The sequence below is a fragment of the Aquirufa sp. ROCK-SH2 genome (assembly GCF_054558315.1).
On the sequence record NZ_JBPXKB010000006.1, the window covers coordinates 38,804 to 55,266 of the forward strand.

General features: G+C 36.5%; 20 protein-coding genes. 11 read left to right on the plus strand and 9 right to left on the minus strand.

What is annotated here, in order from left to right; all coding sequences use genetic code 11:
- Positions 1–39: 39 nt before the first annotated feature.
- The 5 genes from V7S79_RS11730 to hisH are packed head-to-tail and all read right to left on the minus strand — an operon-like array spanning position 40 to position 3,083.
- Positions 40–378, minus strand: coding sequence for a phage holin family protein (locus tag V7S79_RS11730; protein ID WP_459490784.1), 339 nt, complete (start codon positions 376–378; stop codon positions 40–42).
- A gap of 3 nt (positions 379–381) precedes the next feature.
- Positions 382–978, minus strand: a complete 597-nt coding sequence (gene hisIE / locus V7S79_RS11735; protein WP_459490785.1) for a bifunctional phosphoribosyl-AMP cyclohydrolase/phosphoribosyl-ATP diphosphatase HisIE — start codon at positions 976–978, stop codon at positions 382–384.
- 24 nt (positions 979–1,002) lie between these two features.
- A complete protein-coding gene (gene hisF, locus V7S79_RS11740) occupies positions 1,003–1,758 on the minus strand; it encodes an imidazole glycerol phosphate synthase subunit HisF (protein WP_459490786.1) in 756 nt (251 codons plus the stop codon).
- Complete coding sequence (gene hisA, locus V7S79_RS11745; protein WP_459490787.1) at positions 1,752–2,483, minus strand: 1-(5-phosphoribosyl)-5-[(5-phosphoribosylamino)methylideneamino]imidazole-4-carboxamide isomerase; 732 nt, start codon at positions 2,481–2,483, stop codon at positions 1,752–1,754. The genes hisF and hisA overlap by 7 nt, the downstream gene beginning before the upstream one ends.
- Before the next feature lie 3 nt (positions 2,484–2,486).
- Complete coding sequence (gene hisH, locus V7S79_RS11750) at positions 2,487–3,083, minus strand: imidazole glycerol phosphate synthase subunit HisH (RefSeq protein WP_459490788.1); 597 nt, start codon at positions 3,081–3,083, stop codon at positions 2,487–2,489.
- 88 nt (positions 3,084–3,171) lie between these two features.
- On the opposite strand from hisH, the gene V7S79_RS11755 reads away from it, so the two are divergent.
- From V7S79_RS11755 to V7S79_RS11775, 5 genes are all read left to right on the plus strand, one after another.
- Complete coding sequence (locus V7S79_RS11755; RefSeq protein ID WP_459490789.1) at positions 3,172–3,831, plus strand: TVP38/TMEM64 family protein; 660 nt, start codon at positions 3,172–3,174, stop codon at positions 3,829–3,831.
- Positions 3,810–4,916, plus strand: coding sequence for an A/G-specific adenine glycosylase (gene mutY / locus V7S79_RS11760; RefSeq protein WP_459490790.1), 1,107 nt, complete (start codon positions 3,810–3,812; stop codon positions 4,914–4,916). The genes V7S79_RS11755 and mutY overlap by 22 nt, the downstream gene beginning before the upstream one ends.
- 41 nt (positions 4,917–4,957) lie before the next feature.
- Positions 4,958–5,410 carry a single-stranded DNA-binding protein gene (locus V7S79_RS11765; RefSeq protein WP_459490791.1) on the plus strand — a complete coding sequence of 151 codons (453 nt, stop codon included), beginning with the start codon at positions 4,958–4,960 and terminating at the stop codon, positions 5,408–5,410.
- Positions 5,411–5,488: 78 nt separating this feature from the next.
- Positions 5,489–6,850, plus strand: a complete 1,362-nt coding sequence (gldE, locus tag V7S79_RS11770; protein WP_459490792.1) for a gliding motility-associated protein GldE — start codon at positions 5,489–5,491, stop codon at positions 6,848–6,850.
- Positions 6,851–7,831: a hypothetical protein gene (locus tag V7S79_RS11775; RefSeq protein ID WP_459490793.1), complete on the plus strand. Its 981-nt coding sequence runs from the start codon at positions 6,851–6,853 to the stop codon at positions 7,829–7,831.
- 1 nt (position 7,832) lies between these two features.
- Here the strand turns inward: V7S79_RS11775 and V7S79_RS11780 are convergent, their stop codons facing one another.
- A complete protein-coding gene (locus V7S79_RS11780; RefSeq protein WP_459490794.1) occupies positions 7,833–8,270 on the minus strand; it encodes a Rieske 2Fe-2S domain-containing protein in 438 nt (145 codons plus the stop codon).
- Between the two features lie 64 nt (positions 8,271–8,334).
- Positions 8,335–9,618, minus strand: coding sequence for a M20/M25/M40 family metallo-hydrolase (locus V7S79_RS11785; RefSeq protein WP_459490795.1), 1,284 nt, complete (start codon positions 9,616–9,618; stop codon positions 8,335–8,337).
- Between the two features lie 135 nt (positions 9,619–9,753).
- Between V7S79_RS11785 and V7S79_RS11790 the strand changes: the two genes are divergently transcribed.
- On the plus strand, positions 9,754–10,266 hold the full coding sequence (locus V7S79_RS11790; protein ID WP_459490796.1) for a hypothetical protein: 513 nt from the start codon (positions 9,754–9,756) through the stop codon (positions 10,264–10,266).
- Here V7S79_RS11790 and V7S79_RS11795 read toward each other — a convergent pair.
- A complete protein-coding gene (locus tag V7S79_RS11795) occupies positions 10,261–10,668 on the minus strand; it encodes a Dabb family protein (RefSeq protein ID WP_459490797.1) in 408 nt (135 codons plus the stop codon). The two genes, V7S79_RS11790 and V7S79_RS11795, sit on opposite strands and share 6 nt — an antisense overlap.
- A 41-nt stretch (positions 10,669–10,709) precedes the next feature.
- Between V7S79_RS11795 and V7S79_RS11800 the strand changes: the two genes are divergently transcribed.
- From V7S79_RS11800 to V7S79_RS11820, 5 genes are all read left to right on the plus strand, one after another.
- On the plus strand, positions 10,710–11,402 hold the full coding sequence (locus V7S79_RS11800) for an NAD-dependent epimerase/dehydratase family protein (protein WP_459490798.1): 693 nt from the start codon (positions 10,710–10,712) through the stop codon (positions 11,400–11,402).
- 83 nt (positions 11,403–11,485) lie between these two features.
- Positions 11,486–13,006, plus strand: a complete 1,521-nt coding sequence (gpmI, locus tag V7S79_RS11805; protein ID WP_459490799.1) for a 2,3-bisphosphoglycerate-independent phosphoglycerate mutase — start codon at positions 11,486–11,488, stop codon at positions 13,004–13,006.
- A gap of 10 nt (positions 13,007–13,016) precedes the next feature.
- Entirely contained in the window at positions 13,017–13,676 is a 660-nt protein-coding gene (locus tag V7S79_RS11810; RefSeq protein WP_459490800.1) for an acetyltransferase, read from the plus strand.
- Positions 13,677–13,681: 5 nt separating this feature from the next.
- Positions 13,682–14,140 (plus strand): DinB family protein, encoded by a 459-nt coding sequence (locus V7S79_RS11815; RefSeq protein ID WP_459490801.1) that lies wholly within the window; start codon positions 13,682–13,684, stop codon positions 14,138–14,140.
- A complete protein-coding gene (locus V7S79_RS11820; RefSeq protein WP_459490802.1) occupies positions 14,137–15,366 on the plus strand; it encodes a L,D-transpeptidase family protein in 1,230 nt (409 codons plus the stop codon). The genes V7S79_RS11815 and V7S79_RS11820 overlap by 4 nt, the downstream gene beginning before the upstream one ends.
- Here V7S79_RS11820 and V7S79_RS11825 read toward each other — a convergent pair.
- Positions 15,344–16,462: a glycerate kinase gene (locus V7S79_RS11825; protein WP_459490803.1), complete on the minus strand. Its 1,119-nt coding sequence runs from the start codon at positions 16,460–16,462 to the stop codon at positions 15,344–15,346. The two genes, V7S79_RS11820 and V7S79_RS11825, sit on opposite strands and share 23 nt — an antisense overlap.
- Between the last annotated feature and the right edge of the window lies 1 nt (position 16,463).

A 16,463-nucleotide genomic window follows, 5' to 3' on the forward strand; every position in this document is an offset into this window, starting at 1 on the left:
TAAAAGGTAAGAGTTTTCTCTCTTCTCTTTTCTCTTTTCCTATTTAGTAAACAATCCCACCAAACTGTTGGTTGTACCTACCAACAAACTAAAAATCAAAGGTGCCACAAATCCGCTAACATGAAAACCATCGATGTAAAATGCGGCCAAATAAACGAGTCCCACATTAATTACTAAAGAAAAAAGGCCCAAGGTCATGAAAGTGATGGGGAAGCTGATAATTTTCAAAATCGGCTTAACAAAGGAGTTTAAAAATCCCATCATCAAGGCAACTAACAAGGATGTGGTAAAGGAATCTACCGTAATGCCTTTCAAATATCGCGGGATAATCATTACGATGGCCGCCATAATGATGTAACGAATAATAAATCCTATCATATTTTATTTGCTATGTCTTTGTTTTAATAAATCAATCACTTTTTCCAAACCTATTCCGCGGTCTTCCAACAGAACTAATAAGTGAAAAATCAAATCGGCAGCTTCCCCTTTAAACAAATCATCATTGTCCATCAAAGCCTCAATAACCAATTCTACTGCCTCCTCGCCTACTTTCTGGGCTACTTTATGCGTTCCTTTTTGAAACAAAGAAGCCGTATAAGAAGATTCTGCAGATGCTCCTTTGCGAGAACGAATGACTTGTTTCAAATAATCTAACCAAGCCGCATTGTCTTTATTTTCTTCATTAAAACAAGTATCAGTGCCTGTATGACAAGCAGGGCCGACAGGATTCACTTTAATCAAAAGTGTATCTGCATCGCAATCTAATTCCATGCTCACTACATTCAAGAAATTTCCTGAAGTTTCACCTTTGGTCCAAAGACGATTTTTAGAACGAGAAAAGAAGGTTACTTGTTGCTCTTGTTTTGTTTTTTCCAAGGCTTCTTCATTCATATAGCCCAACATCAACACTTTTAATGTGGTAGCATCTTGAATAATTGCTGGAATTAAACCTTTTGAAAAATCTGGATTTGCCCTCATTAGCTTAAAATATCGTTCAATTTATTAAATACGCATCGGAATTCCTTTCTCTGCAAGGAATTTCTTTAATGCCATGATTTCAATTTCTTTAAAATGGAAAATGCTTGCTGCCAAACCTGCATCCGCTTTTCCTTTTGTAAATACATCATAAAAATGTTCCATCGTTCCTGCACCGCCTGAGGCAATCACAGGAATAGAAAGTTGAGTGGAAATTTCAGCCGTTAACTGATTTGCAAAACCTGCTTTTGTTCCATCTGCATCCATAGAGGTTAATAAAATCTCCCCAGCTCCACGCTCTTGAACCTCTTTGGCCCAACTTTGGGTTTTGATTTCCGTAATCTTTCTTCCTCCATGGGTATGCACCCAATCCAAGCCATCTACATGTCGAGTATCTATGGCCACAATGATGCACTGAGAACCAAATTCTAAGGACAATTCATCCACTAAAGTTGGATTCCTTACTGCCGATGAATTAATAGAAACTTTATCCGCACCAGCATTCAACAAAGCAGAAACGTCATTGATTGAACTTATCCCTCCGCCCACAGTAAATGGAATATTAACATGCCTTGCCACTTCTCTCACCAAATTCACCAAGGTTTTTCGGTTATCGACTGTCGCTGTAATGTCCAAAAACACTAATTCATCTGCCCCTTGTTCTGCATATAATGCCCCTAATTCCACGGGATCTCCCGCATCACGTAAATCAACAAAATTGGTCCCCTTAACAGTTCGGCCATCTTTGATATCTAAACAAGGTATGATTCTTTTCGTTAACATGATTCCTGCGCAAATTTGGCCAATTCTTCTAAACTAATTCTTCCTTCATAAAAGGCCTTACCCACTATCACACCGAACAATTTCATTTCTTTCAATTGGTATAAATCTTCCAAGGTAGCCACTCCACCACTTGCAATAATTTCCAATGTAGGATTTTGCAATTGAATCTTTCGGTATAAATCAAAACTAGGACCTTGCAACAAGCCATCCTTCGCAACATCGGTGGAAATCACGTATTTTGCACCCACCTTTTGGTAGTCTTGTAAAAAATCAAATATAGAAATTTGAGAATTTTCTTGCCATCCAGCCACTGCGATTTGCTCATTATGGGCATCTGCCCCTAAAATGATTTTATCAGCACCATATTTTTTGAACCAGGATTGAACCAAATCTGGATTCCTAACTGCAATACTCCCTGCGGTAATTTGCTTGGCCCCAGCAGAAAATGCCGAGTCAATCATTTCATCCGATTGTACTCCACCACCAAAGTCAATATGCAGGTTAGTATTATTCGCAAGCCTTTCCAATACAGGCAAATTCACAATTTGCTTGGCCTTTGCCCCATCTAAATCAACCAAATGTAATCGCTGGATACCCGCTCCTTCAAAGGCTTTGGCTACTTCCAAAGGATCAGAATGATAGATTTTTTTTTGCGAATAATCTCCTTGTGTTAATCGAACACATTGACCTCCTATTAAATCTATCGCGGGAATTAGCTGAAACATAATTTATAAATCAATAAAATTCTGAATGATGGTTTGGCCAGCCAAACCACTGATTTCTGCGTGAAACTGCGCAGCATAAAAATTGTCTTTTTGTAGCATGGCTGAAAAAGGTTGTACATACTCGCAAGTAGCACTGGTAAATTCACAGACTGGTGCATAAAATGAATGCACGAAATATACAAACTCTTCTTTTTTCAAACCTTGCATCAAAGGATTATCCCCTATTTGTTGAATGGAATTCCAGCCCACATGAGGTATTTTCAGAGAATTAGACTGAAATCGCCTAATTTCCACATCAAAAACTCCCATGCAAGTGGTATTATTTTCTTCCGAACTTTTACACAATAATTGCATGCCGATACAAGTCGCCAAAACGGGTTGTTTAAGTGTGGGGATAAACGTATCCAAACCTTTTTCCTTCAAATGTTTCATGGCTGTACTCGCTTCACCAACACCTGGAAAAATAATTTTCTCCGCCTCCGCTAATTCCTTCAAATCGTCTGTCCAGCGGTATTTAACCCCTATTCGGTCTAAGGCATACATCACCGAGGCAACATTCCCGGCATTGTATTTTACGATTGCGATTTCTTTGGACATCATTATTTAAGGCAAATAGCCCTGCAAAGGTAGTCAAATAGCCTTGTATTATAAAAACTCCTTTATCTTTGTTCCTTTCTAAATCGATAAAGTGCAATTTAAACGAATCATTTTCGAACTTCTATTTCTAGTTTGGATGGCTTTGGTGCCATTTATATCCAGTATTGGCTTGGTTTATTTTGCATCTTCTCACCTAGACTTTTTTGTCCATTTTACTATTTGGGATAAAACTTTGTTTTGGGCTTTATCAACTTTCTTAATGGGATTGGCCTTTTGCCCCACTACCTTTTTTGCCCTATTTGTCGGCTATCTTTGGGGCTTCGATGGCTTATTACCTTTTGTTATTTCGTATTCTCTTGCTTCCATCATTGGATATGGATTAGGCCAATTGATTCATGGTGATCACATTGTAGCGTTTATGGTGCAAAAATTCAAGATGCAAGATTTTTTAAATAACGTCCAAAAAGATTCTTTTTCATGGGTATTTTTAACCCGTCTATCGCCCATCTTCCCATTTGCCATCACCAATGCCACCATGGCATTTATTGGAGTTAATTTCAAGAACTTTTGGATTGCGGGCACCTTGGGTATGTTGCCTAGAACATTTCTGGCATTATGGACAGGACATGAAGCACAAAATTTTCAAACATTAATGAATAATCCACAAGGCATAAGTTGGCAAGATTTCATTAGTCTGGGATTTTTATTACTTTCAATTATTGGAATGATTTGGAAAAGCAGATCCAAGTAAAAATGCACCCATTTTCAAGCACAATTATTTCTTGGTACAAAAAAAATGCACGGGATTTACCTTGGCGACAAAGCAATGACCCCTATGTGATTTGGTTGTCTGAAATCATTTTGCAACAAACAAGAATTGCCCAAGGTCTTCCTTATTTTCATCGTTTATTGGAAGCTTTTCCCACGGTTCAGGATTTAGCCAATGCTGAGGAAGCACTTTTATTTAGAAATTGGCAAGGCTTGGGCTATTATTCCAGAGCCAGAAATTTACATCAAACAGCCAAATACATTGCCAATGAATTAGGAGGGGTTTTTCCTCAAAAATACCAAGACTTAATTCAATTAAAAGGCGTAGGCCCATACACGGCGGCGGCTATTGCCTCGTTTGCTTTCAACGAAGCAAAAGCCGTAGTAGATGGAAATGTATATCGCATTTTAGCCCGATTTTTCGCCATTGAAACTGATATTTCGCATTCGTCTGCTCGAAAAATATTTACTGAATTGGCGGATGAATTGATCCCACATGAATTTCCAGCCGAGTTCAATCAGGCTATTATGGAATTTGGATCGCTTCAATGCGCACCAGCACCTCTTTGTGAAACTTGCCCTTTACAAAAAGAATGCAAGGCTTTTTCTTTAAAAAGGGTGAAAGATTTTCCTGTCAAACTTAAAAAAAACAAGCAAAGAGATCGATTTTTCAATTATTTTATTGTGGAAAAAGCGGGAAAAATATTGGTTAGAAAAAGAACAGAAAAAGATATTTGGCAAGGTTTATTTGAGTTTTATTTAATGGAGTCGGCTAAAAAAACTACCTTAGATGGACTAATGGAAAAAGATGATTTTCTGAGAATGATCCCCCAGACCATATTACCATTAAAATCTCCTGCTGTACATATTTTAAGTCACCAAAAAATCCACACTCAAGCTTGGCATGTCCAAATAAGTGATAATTTTATGGGTGAAATTCCTTCAAATTATGAGTGGATGTCGCCCAAAGACTTCGAAAAGCAAGGAAAATCAGTTTTGTTATTAAATCTGATTACTGATAATATGCATTTGGGTATTTTTCAAGATGATTCTGTCGCTTATCTTTAAGGCAGAAAAAATATCCATTAATAACCTTAAACATTAAAAAAATGGCAGGAGTAAACAAAGTAATTATCTTGGGGAATTTAGGAAATGACCCTGAAGTAAGAAGCTTACCAAGTGGTATGAAAGTAGCCAATATCAACGTTGCTACTTCTGAATCATACACGGCAAAAGATGGTCAAAGAGTTGACCAAACAGAATGGCATCGCGTAGAATTATGGGATAATTTGGCGAATGTCGCTGAACAATACCTACGTAAAGGGAACCAAGTTTACATAGAAGGAAAAATTCGCTCCGAAGAATGGCAAGATAAAAACGGCGCAACCGTCAGAGGCTATAAAATCAGAGCTACTTCGATGAATCTCATTGGAGGAAGAAATACCAACGAAAATACAGAGCCAAGACCCAAACCCGAAGCTGTAAACATTGGCAATGAATCAGCAAAATCGGAGGCATTCCCTGCACAGGTACAAAGCGAAGGCGACGATTTACCATTTTAATTTTTTAGATTAGAGGGGAATATAAGGTGTTTGTATTCCCCTTTTTTTGTATTTTTGGAGGAAATTTGCTTTAACCCCATGGACGCAGACCCCAACCTGAGTAATCATTTATTGGTCTTTACCTCAACAATTAGCCTAAGTTCCATTATACTTATCGGATTTGTTTTATTGTCATTATTAGCTCTATCAGCTTTATTGGCAGGTTCAGAGGTTGCATTTTTTTCATTAAATTCTGAGCAACGCAATTCCTTGCGTGAAAGTGAATCGGAAAATGAGAAAAAAGTAAGCAATTTGTTAGACAAACCTCAACGTTTGCTGGCAACTCTTTTGATATCCATAAATTTCGTCAATATCATATTTATTACGCTGGCTAATTACCTTACAGAACAGCTATTAGGGCCAAATTCGGTGGAGACATTATTGGTAACATTGATTTTATTATTTGGTGTAACCTTCATCATTACTTTTTTTGGCGAGTTAATTCCGAAAGTTTGGGCCCAACAAAACAACATCAATTTTGCCTTGTTTTCGGCACCCTTATTATCTTTTTTTACGTTCATTTTCGCACCATTATCCAAAGTTTTATTGGGCATTTCGGGTTTAATCGAGAAAAAAATTGAACGTAAATCATATACATTAACTACTCAGGAGCTAAATCAAGCCTTAGAAATCACCACAGACGAAAACACTTCTGAACAAGAAAAAGACATCTTGAGAGGTATTTTAAATTTTGGGAATATTTCTGTGAAAGGGGTTATGAAAGCACGAAGAGATATTGTTGCCTTTGATACTACCATGGATTTCCATGAATTAATGGACAAAATCAATAAAAATGGATATTCACGTGTCCCTATTTATAAAGAAACCATTGATAAAATTGAAGGAATTTTATACATCAAAGATTTGTTAAAACACATCGATCAAGATGAAAATTTCGATTGGATATCCTTGATTCACCAACCATTTTTTGTTCCAGAAAATAAAAAAATCGACGATTTACTATACGATTTTCAAGAAAAAAGGGTGCACATGGCCATTGTTGTGAATGAATACGGAGAAACGGAAGGTTTGGTCACCATGGAAGATATCATTGAAGAAATTGTTGGAGAAATTAATGATGAGTTTGATGATGAGGAGGCTGATTTTAAAAAACTAGATGAAAACACCTATTTGTTTGAAGCCAAAATCTCATTGAATGATTTTTCAAGAGTTTTTGATTTAGATGCCTCATTTTTTGAAAAAGTAAAAGGAGAAAGTGAAACATTAGCAGGATTAATGATTGAACTATTTTCTCGCATTCCACATGCTGGGGAAGAACTAATTGTAGAATCCTTTCAGTTTAAAATTCATTCTGTCGACGCAAGAAGGATTAAAAAAGTTAGAGTAACCCTAATAAATAACACTGATACCAAATCAGAAAACCCCAATAATAGCAATTGAATGTTTAAAAATTCCCTTTTACTCTTTTTAGTAAGTATTATACTGATGGCATGTCCATCTAGCCCTGAACCTACCCCAGTTCCTCCAAAGCCTGTAGATACAGAATCCAGCTATAACGAATATATAGACAAAGGAATTATTGAAAATGAGCAATTAGATGAAGGTTCAGGTTTAATCGCTAGCCGAAAAAATCCAGGGTATTTTTGGGCACTGAACGATTCAGGAGATCTTAATCGTATATTTTATTTCGATTCCAACGGAAAAGGCAAAAAAGAATTTTACTTAACCAATGCCAATAACAGAGATTGGGAGGATATGAGTATTACCACAGAAGCAGATGGTAGCTCAACGATTTATGTAGCAGATTTTGGGGATAACAATGTCGTTTATCAATCTTATAATATCTATTGGTTTACTGAACCTACGGTCTCTAATTCGGGGCCTGATATCAATGCCATTAGCCAAGTCAAAAAACTTAGCTTCGTTTTGCCAGATGGAATGCGAGACATGGAATGTTTGCTAGTCGACCAAGTTAGCAAAGATATTTTTATTGTATCTAAACGCGAAGACTTAAAACGACTTTATAAAATTAGTGCTGCGAATGTAAAAGACGGTGCAGTATTAACCGCTGAATTTATCAGTGAGTTGAGTTTTTCCAATCCTTTTTCAAATAATACTTCCGTAAAAGAATTGTTTTATATTACAGCTGGAGATGTTTCATTTGACAATAAAGAAATCATCATTCGAAATTACGGGTATATCTATTATTGGAAAAGAAAAGATGGAGAATCCATTCCAGATGCTTTAGCTAGACAAGCAAAAACAGTCCCATGTAGATCCAAATATTCCTCAGCAGATGGATTAGGAGAACCGCAAGGGGAAGGACTGGCCTTTGCAGCAGATGCACAAGGATATTATACCATTTCTGAATCTGCTGCACTACCCGGTGGAATTCATTTTTACTTTTTCAAGCGAAAATAAACTACGAATAAATTCTCAAGCTAGTTCCTGTAAGTGTAGCTTTATAGGCTGTTAATCCACGTGCCCCATTACCATTGGTGCCTTTTCCCGTTGTATCAAATGTCGCACCGTGTTCTAGACAATAAAATCCACCACCCATATAAATAACGGCTACTTTATTTTCATGGGAACAAATCTGCGTGACAGCCACATAATTCGTGGAAGAAATTCTTGCCACAACCACACGATTATTTATCAAATAACCCCCATCTTTTGTAAGCGCCGAATTAGCTGACTGACTTAAATCCAAGGTGAAATCTACATTAGAAGCGGGTGTAATGCTTTCTTCCTTAGAACAAGAACTCAGCGTACTCACTCCACAATAAACTGCCATCAAAGAGGCGCCTTTGAGTCCCAGAGATTTTAAAAATTCATTTCTTTTAATTTTGTCTTCCATCATTGTAGGCTAATTTAGGGTTGAATTGGTGCAAAAACGAATTAAGGTTTTAAAAATTATATCCCAGTTATTTTAATTGTAAAGTATCTACTCGTGAGGGGGTATCTTTCCCTGAAATAATACTTTCAGAACTTTTGGCAATGGCCTTTATGATTTCATTCATATTGACTAAATCCAGCGTTTGATATTCGTCACTCGCTTGGTGATAATTCGGTTCTGAATCCATTTTAGAAGTAGAAATAGTATGTGCAGGTACACCCAAGCGGGCTAAAGTAGCATTATCCGAACGATAAAATAAATTTTGATCCGTATATGGATCTGGATAGAAAGTAAAAGCTGTTCCTTTTAAATTTTCTTGTAAAATTTGACCCATATTCGACTTATCAAAACCTGTGATATAGGCACTATTTTTGCCCCATTTGCTTTCAGTACCAATCATTTCCAAATTGAACATGGCTTTTACTGATTCAGGATTTAATTGTTCAGAAAAATAGCTGGAACCAAAGCCACCACTTTCTTCAGCAGTAAATGCCACAAAAAGCAAAGTTCGCTCATTGTTATTTTTCTTTTTAAAGTACTTGGCAAGCATGATCATCGCCGTTGTTCCCGCCGCATCATCATTGGCTCCATTGTAGATAGAGTCAACAATGCTCCCTCCTTTGGAAATGATCCCTAAATGGTCATAATGTCCAGAAAAAATCACGTATTCGTTTGTCAATGACTTTCCCGGAATCATGGCTACCACATTGGATAAATTCAAGGGTGTAACGGAATGAACTGCTTCTATTTTAAAATGAGCGGGAACTACATCAGACAAAATAAATACAACTGTTTCCTGATTTTTCTTCAAAGGATTTCTATTGGACAAGCGAGAAAATTGAGTGCTAAAACTTTCATCGACAAAAACAATTTGTGGCGATTTTTTGGATAAATATTGATAGACGGATCGAAAAAGATTGTCACCTTTTTTAATAGATGAAATAGTATAGCCCGAATTTTCATCGATTGTAACTTTTTCCGTGCGAGTAAAAACGACCATTTTATTGCCTACCACTTCAACGTTTTCAAGTTTTAGTTTGGCAGAAATAAGACTAGGCTTATATAGTTGAAAAGTCTGCAAATACGAATTAGCTGAAAAATAGTCTAGCTTATTTTTTTCAAATTCCTTGGAAATAAATTGTGCCGCTTTTTCAATGCCTGGAGTAAAAGGCTTCCTGCCTTCCAACTCATCCGAAGAAAGATATTTCTCTATTCGCTCCGTTTCTGAAAGCCGAATAAGTTTATCAATTGACTGTCCAAAAAATTGATAAGGAAATACTAATGCAATTAAAAATAGTATTCGAACTTTCATTAGGTCAAGAATATGTTGGTTAAGAAAATAATATAATACGTGAATAACACGAAAAAAATCTTTTTAAAGGAATCTACGTTTAAATCTATCAAAAAAACAAATATATTCGCAATTCTTTATCACTTCATTATCAGCATGTCATTAAAAACAAGATGGCTAATTAGTCTTTCCCTGGCTAGTTTAGCACTAATTATTTTACAAATCCAAGGTTCGATATTAAGCGAACAAGTTAAAGGTGGAATACTTTCTCTTGAATTTGCTTGGTCTTCAGAAAAACTAAATGACCTACTATCAAAATGGGATTACAGTGATGTAATGATCAATATCATCTTTGATTTGTTTTTTATCCCAGCCTATACTTACTTTTTTTACACAAGTGTACAATTGGCTCAATCAACTCTTGCTAATAATTCTATTTTGTTACGTATAGGCAAATACGTAATCACTTTGTGTTTTTTGCCTTTTATCTTTGACTATTTGGAAAATACCTTGATGCTTTTGTCCGTATCAGGATATTATAATGAATATAGCATTCAATTAACTTTTCTTTTAGCAATGCTAAAATTCATCAGCATTGCCTTGATTTTCAGCTATTTACTTGTGAGCCTACTATTTTTCGGCCTTCTTAGAATAAAAGATAAATTATAAAACCTCAGAATCGATAACCTGAACCTTTCCCCAAATGTGTTTGTTCTCGTCAATGAATTTTTTGTGTAAAGGATGATATAAATACTCCTTTTCCTTTTCAGCACTTTCGAAAATTAAAACCACTGAAAAAGTGTATGAACCTTCTGTTACAGGTTTATCAAAATCTGTTACAATGGGTCTACCGATATGGGCTGATTGAATCATTGGAAGCTTACCCAATGCGCTTAATGCGGACTTTAATTGATTAACTTCCGCTTCGTTGTTGGGATTTTTTGCCCAAAATAAAACATGGTGAATGAAATTCATTTTTCCGGATCCTACAGAATTAATGGAATTGAATGCTGATGCTGTTGCAAAAATTCCTGATGTTTGTAAAAATTTACGTCTATTGCTCGTTTTCATTTAAAAATTAAATAGAGATTTAAATATTTCCCAATTGTACGATGGAAAAATCAAAAATCAAAGTAATTGTTACAGGAGTAACAGGAATGGTTGGAGAAGGCGTTCTCCACGAATGCCTTGAATCACCTTTTATTGAAGAAGTTTTGGTCATTAGTAGAAAACCATCTGGAAAATCTGACCCGAAATTAAAAGAAATCATACTTCCCGACTTTCTCAAGCCCGCGGAATTAAGCTCAAAAGTAAAAGGGTATGATGCCTGCTTTTTCTGCTTGGGAGTTTCTTCCCTAGGAATGAAAGAGGCTGATTATACAGAAAAAACCCATACACTTACCCTTGGATTTGCTGAGGCAATCATAGACAATAATCCCAATATGACCTTTATATATGTGTCGGGCGTGGGTACAGATAGAACAGAAAATGGTAAAATCATGTGGGCAAGAGTCAAAGGAAGAACTGAAAATGATTTGCGCTTAGTAGGCTTCAAAAGTTTTTATGCTTTTAGACCTTCCCTTATTTTCCCAACGAAAGGACTTTCACACACCCTATCGTTTTACAAATACATCAATTGGATGTATCCGCTTTTGAGAGCAATTATGCCATCCATGGTTTCCACATTGCAGGAAGTGGGAAAATCCATGATTTATTTAGCGCTCCTTGGTTCAGACAAAAATGTCATAGAAGTAAAGGACATTGTGGAGACAAGTAAAGAATATGACCGTTTGATAAAGATTTAAATTTGGACTAAATATACCATGGGAAGGACTTCCATTTCCATCTTTTTTGGTTATTTTTGTGGGTATTTTAAAATGACAATAACGTGAATAAGAAAGTAGTATTAATGATATTGGATGGTTGGGGAATTGCAACAAATCCAAAAGTTTCAGCGATTGATGCGGCAAAAACTCCCTTTATCAATTCTTTGTATCAAAAATATCCGCATTCTAAGTTAGAAGCTTCAGGTTTAGCCGTTGGTTTACCTGAGGGGCAAATGGGTAATTCAGAGGTTGGTCACATGAATTTAGGTGCTGGCCGTGTCGTTTATCAAAATCTAGTTCGAATCAATAAAGCTGTAACAGAAAACACCTTGGGCCAAGAGCCTGAATTAGAAAAAGCCTTCTCTTACGCTAAAGAAAACAATAAATCTGTTCACTTCATGGGATTAGTTTCTGATGGAGGTGTGCATGCACACATTGAACATTTAAAATCATTACTAAGTACCGCACAAGAAGCTAATTTAAGCCGTGTTTATGTTCACGCTTTTACAGATGGTCGCGATACGGATCCAAAATCAGGATTAAAATTCATGACAGATTTATATCAACATACCTTAAAAACAGGCGCTAAAATTGCATCTGTGGTAGGTCGATATTTTGCCATGGATCGTGATAATCGTTGGGAGCGTGTTGCTTTAGCATACAAAGCAATGGTTCATGCGGAGGGGCATCCTTCTACCGATGTTTTACAATCTATCCAAGATAGTTATGCCGCTGGAGTTACGGATGAATTCATTCAACCCATCATTATGACTAATCCAGATGGTAGTCCAATCGCCACCATTCAAGAAGGGGATGTTGTCATTTGTTTCAACTTCAGAACAGATAGAGGACGTGAAATAACTCAAGCTCTGACGCAAAAGGACTTCCATGAAGAAAATATGCACAAGTTGAATTTGTATTATTTGACCATGACAGAATATGACAAAGAATTTGTTGGTGTCAATGTCATTTTCAATGATTCCAATTTACCGATGACAATGGGTGAAGTTTTGGAAGGTGCAGGTAAAAAACAGATCAGAATTGCGGAGACAGAAAAATATCCACACGTTACATTTTTCTTCTCAGGAGGGCGCGAACAGCCTTTTATTGGCCAATCCAATATTTTAAGAAATTCGCCAAAAGTAGCCACTTATGATTTACAACCCGAAATGTCGGCGGCAGATTTACGCGATGCCCTTATTCCTGAATTAGAAAAAGAAGAAGTTGATTTCGTTTGCTTAAATTTTGCAAATCCAGACATGGTGGGCCATACGGGCGTTTTTGAAGCGGTTGTTAAGGCGGTTGAGACCGTTGATGCATGTGCAGAAAAAGTAGTCAATGCAGGCTTAGCACATGGTTATTCCTTCATTATCATCGCTGACCATGGAAATGCAGATGTGATGATCAACGAAGACGGGTCGCCGAATACAGCTCACTCAACTAATTTAGTTCCTTGTATTTTGGTGGATAATGATTTTCATCCAACATTGAATAATGGAAAACTTGGTGATGTTTCTCCAACCATTTTGAAATTAATGGGAGTAAGCCAACCAAAAGAAATGACAGGAACATCCCTTTTCTAATCAATATATTATGGCTAAAGTAGTAATTTTTGGAAATACACAAACTGCTGAATTGGCATTATTCTATCTTCAAACAGATAGCGAACACGAAGTGGTTGCCTTTACTGTGGAAGAAGCCTATATCAACGAATCAGAATTCCATGGTTTTCCTGTTGTTCCATTTGAATCAGTAGAAACTATCTATCCCCCTAGCGAATATAAATTTTTTGTTCCTTTAACCGAACGACAAATGAATCAAGTTCGCGCAAGAGTGTATGAAAAAGGTTTAGAAAAAGGCTACGATTACATTTCCTATATCAGTTCCAGAGCAACCGTTTTAACCGAAAAAATTGGGAAAAATTGTTTTATCCTGGAAGATAATACCATTCAACCCTATGTGACTATTGGTGATGATTGCGTTCTTTGGTCAGGAAATCACATTGGTCATCATAGTAAAATTGGGAATCACGTTTTCTTTACCTCTCACGTGGTATTATCTGGTGGTTGCCAAGTAGGTGATTATTGTTTCTTCGGAGTAAATTCAACCATCAGAGATCAAACGGTATTGGGAGAAGGAACACTCATTGCGATGGGAGCCAATCTTACTCGACAAAAAACAGACGCTTGGAGTATCTGGAAAGGTAGTCCAGCAGAAATGGCAAAAATATCAAGCAAGGATATTAAAATATAAATAAGATGAAAACGAAAACCGACTTAATGCTTAAATTGTGGATTGAGTCTAGGACTCGATTCACTAAATTATTATCCTCCGATTTAAAAGAGAGCGACTTAAAAAAACGATTGGGTAATTCTGTCAACTCTGTGGGATTTTTAATTCGCCATATTGGAGATGTAGAATTACTTTTTGCAAAGAACGTTTTTGGTGACACAGAAGTTAAAGTAATAGCTAAAACAGTCATTGCACAAACAGATACAGGAGAATGGACCAATTTGCCTGAACTTATACAATACGTAGAAAATTCTTTCCAACAGTTAAAGAACATTGTTGCTCAACAAACGGAGGAAGATTGGGAAGAAATAATCACAACCAAAGAATTTGGAACTAAAACTAAAGCGGAAGCATTCGGAAGAATCGTATCTCATACCGCCTACCACGCAGGTCAATTAGCTTTAGCTTTAAAATATGGTGCATGAAATATATCATAGCCCTTGTTCTTTTACAATTCTCACTGCTTGGTCAGACAACCAGTAAATTCCTTTGGTTAAACCAAACTCAATCAATCAACGATTTAGATAGTTTAATCCTTTCCTCTAAACGATTTGCACTTCATTCCAATGATTATGCGAAGCATTTGGCTCAAAAATCAAATCATCTCAAAAACCAGCAAGATTCTATTCAATTGGAAGCTCAAATTCAAAAAACAGCCATCCAATTTTTCAAACATTTAGCCTACGGGAATCAAAAACCTGACATAGCATTTAATGGAATTCCCAATCGTCTATACAACTATAAAGTTGATAGTTTAGTCAATTTTCATTGTAAAAATCAGAGCTTAGGCGTTTTAGTAACCCAATTTTTGAATTCCTCCAAAGAAGTTCATCTACTATTAAACGCATTAGATAGCCTCGAAAGGTCTCAACCCACTCAAAAAATAAAAATTGAACGCTTAAACAAGTCGATCAATCAATATCGCTGGCTGGCAGCATTTAAAAAGAATTATTCCCAATTTATATTGGTCAACATCCCATCCACTCAACTAAGAAGCTTCAAATTTGGCGATGAAGTTTTACGGATGAAAGTCATTCTTGGCCGACCAGAAAGACCAACAAGAACGCTTGTAAGCAAAATTGATCAAATCATAATGAATCCCTATTGGTATCTTCCTACCAAAATTTCTGTAGAAGAATACTTACCAAAAATCAAAAAGGATATCGGATATTTACAAAAAAGTCATTTTCAAGTGTTTACTCTGAATTATCAACCGGTAAATCCTTTCAAAATTAATTGGCAAAGCCTAAACGCCAATTATTTTCCATATCGTTTACGAGAAAACCCAAATGTAAATTCAACCTTAGGCTATTTGAAATTCGAATTTTACAGCCCTTTCTTAATTTATTTGCATGACACAGCAGAACGGCATCTCTTCCAATCCAAACGCTTTTTCAGAAGTCATGGTTGTGTCCGCCTAGAAAAGCCTTTTGACCTTGCCAAATTTATTCTTTCAGACAACTCAGCCATCCGAAAGCAATTAGACCCAAATCAATTAAGTAAAAACAGTAAACCCAAAATAGTTCCACTTTCTACTTATACACCGCTTGTTATTTGGTACAATTTAGTCGATTTAGACTCAACAGGAAAGGTCAATTTTTGCCGAGATATTTATGCCAAGAAAAATTCTAAAAGCCTTTCTTCGCCATAGTTTCACCAATCAAATGTAAGTATTGGTCTGCATGTAGCATCGAATCTTCTTGATTTTTGGCAAAGTCTGAAATTGCATAAATAGGGAATGCTTGGAATTCAGAAGGTCGTATTTCAGCGTTTTCAATCATCCCACAAATTAAAACACAGGGCTTTTTTGCTTTTTGGGCTCTTTTTAGAACTTCCGCTACGAGTTTACCATACCAAGTTTGCTCATCAATTTTACCTTCACCGGTGATGACAAAATCTACTTTCATTAGATTTTGATTAAAATCAACCGCCTCTAACACCATTTGAGAACCCGAAATAATTTCAGCTTGTAGAAAGTAATTAGCCCCAGCTCCTAAGCCGCCTGCCGCACCTGCACCTGCTTGTTGAGAAATATTTTCCTTTTGATCAAAAAATCGAGCGATATTATTTAAACCATTATCTAAATATCTAATTGAATCGATTGTTCCACCCTTTTGTGCGGCAAAAATAAAAGCCGCACCCTCAGGTCCATTCAATGGATTTTCGACATCCGTCGCCACCTGAAATTTAACGTGCGAAAATTGACTTAAAAATTCGGAGGGAATGATCTGTTGAATATGAATAAGGTTTTCTCCAATTGGCGCTAAATCATTTCCATTTTCATCCAAAAAGGCATAACCCAATGCCGCAGCCATCCCTATTCCAGCATCATTGGTGGCAGAACCTCCAACGGTTAACACGATGTCAGTAGCGCCTCTTTCTAATGCATCTAAGATTAATTGGCCTGTTCCAAAACTAGTGGTTTTTAAAGGGTCTCTTTCGGAATTCGACAATAATGGTAATCCAGAGGCTCTCGACATTTCAATAAATGCCTTTTTCCGACTTTCCATCCAAAGGTAATCTGCTTTAATAGACCTAAATAAGGGATCATTGACCAACACAGAAATTAGCTCTCCGCCTAAAACAGCTTGCAAAACATCCAATGTCCCTTCGCCCCCATCAGCCAAAGGTAATTTAGTTACCTCATACAAAGAATTACCCTGATAAATTCCCTTCTCTAAAGCGTCACAAACTTGCGTAGCACTTAAAGAACCTTTGAATTTATCAGGGCAAATTAAAATATGCATT

Bases quoted from the DNA above. Each gene is read 5' to 3' on its own strand.
- V7S79_RS11730 (WP_459490784.1), bottom strand. From the start codon at position 378: ATGATAGGATTTATTATTCGTTACATCATTATGGCGGCCATCGTAATG.
- hisF (WP_459490786.1), bottom strand. From the start codon at position 1,758: ATGTTAACGAAAAGAATCATACCTTGTTTAGATATCAAAGATGGCCGA.
- V7S79_RS11810 (WP_459490800.1), top strand. From the start codon at position 13,017: ATGGCTAAAGTAGTAATTTTTGGAAATACACAAACTGCTGAATTGGCA.
- V7S79_RS11825 (WP_459490803.1), bottom strand. From the start codon at position 16,462: ATGCATATTTTAATTTGCCCTGATAAATTCAAAGGTTCTTTAAGTGCT.
- V7S79_RS11820 (WP_459490802.1), top strand. From the start codon at position 14,137: ATGAAATATATCATAGCCCTTGTTCTTTTACAATTCTCACTGCTTGGT.
- hisH (WP_459490788.1), bottom strand. From the start codon at position 3,083: ATGATGTCCAAAGAAATCGCAATCGTAAAATACAATGCCGGGAATGTT.
- hisIE (WP_459490785.1), bottom strand. From the start codon at position 978: ATGAGGGCAAATCCAGATTTTTCAAAAGGTTTAATTCCAGCAATTATT.
- gldE (WP_459490792.1), top strand. From the start codon at position 5,489: ATGGACGCAGACCCCAACCTGAGTAATCATTTATTGGTCTTTACCTCA.
- V7S79_RS11765 (WP_459490791.1), top strand. From the start codon at position 4,958: ATGGCAGGAGTAAACAAAGTAATTATCTTGGGGAATTTAGGAAATGAC.
- V7S79_RS11795 (WP_459490797.1), bottom strand. From the start codon at position 10,668: ATGAAAACGAGCAATAGACGTAAATTTTTACAAACATCAGGAATTTTT.
- V7S79_RS11780 (WP_459490794.1), bottom strand. From the start codon at position 8,270: ATGATGGAAGACAAAATTAAAAGAAATGAATTTTTAAAATCTCTGGGA.
- hisA (WP_459490787.1), bottom strand. From the start codon at position 2,483: ATGTTTCAGCTAATTCCCGCGATAGATTTAATAGGAGGTCAATGTGTT.
- V7S79_RS11790 (WP_459490796.1), top strand. From the start codon at position 9,754: ATGTCATTAAAAACAAGATGGCTAATTAGTCTTTCCCTGGCTAGTTTA.
- V7S79_RS11815 (WP_459490801.1), top strand. From the start codon at position 13,682: ATGAAAACGAAAACCGACTTAATGCTTAAATTGTGGATTGAGTCTAGG.
- V7S79_RS11800 (WP_459490798.1), top strand. From the start codon at position 10,710: ATGGAAAAATCAAAAATCAAAGTAATTGTTACAGGAGTAACAGGAATG.
- V7S79_RS11785 (WP_459490795.1), bottom strand. From the start codon at position 9,618: ATGAAAGTTCGAATACTATTTTTAATTGCATTAGTATTTCCTTATCAA.
- V7S79_RS11775 (WP_459490793.1), top strand. From the start codon at position 6,851: ATGTTTAAAAATTCCCTTTTACTCTTTTTAGTAAGTATTATACTGATG.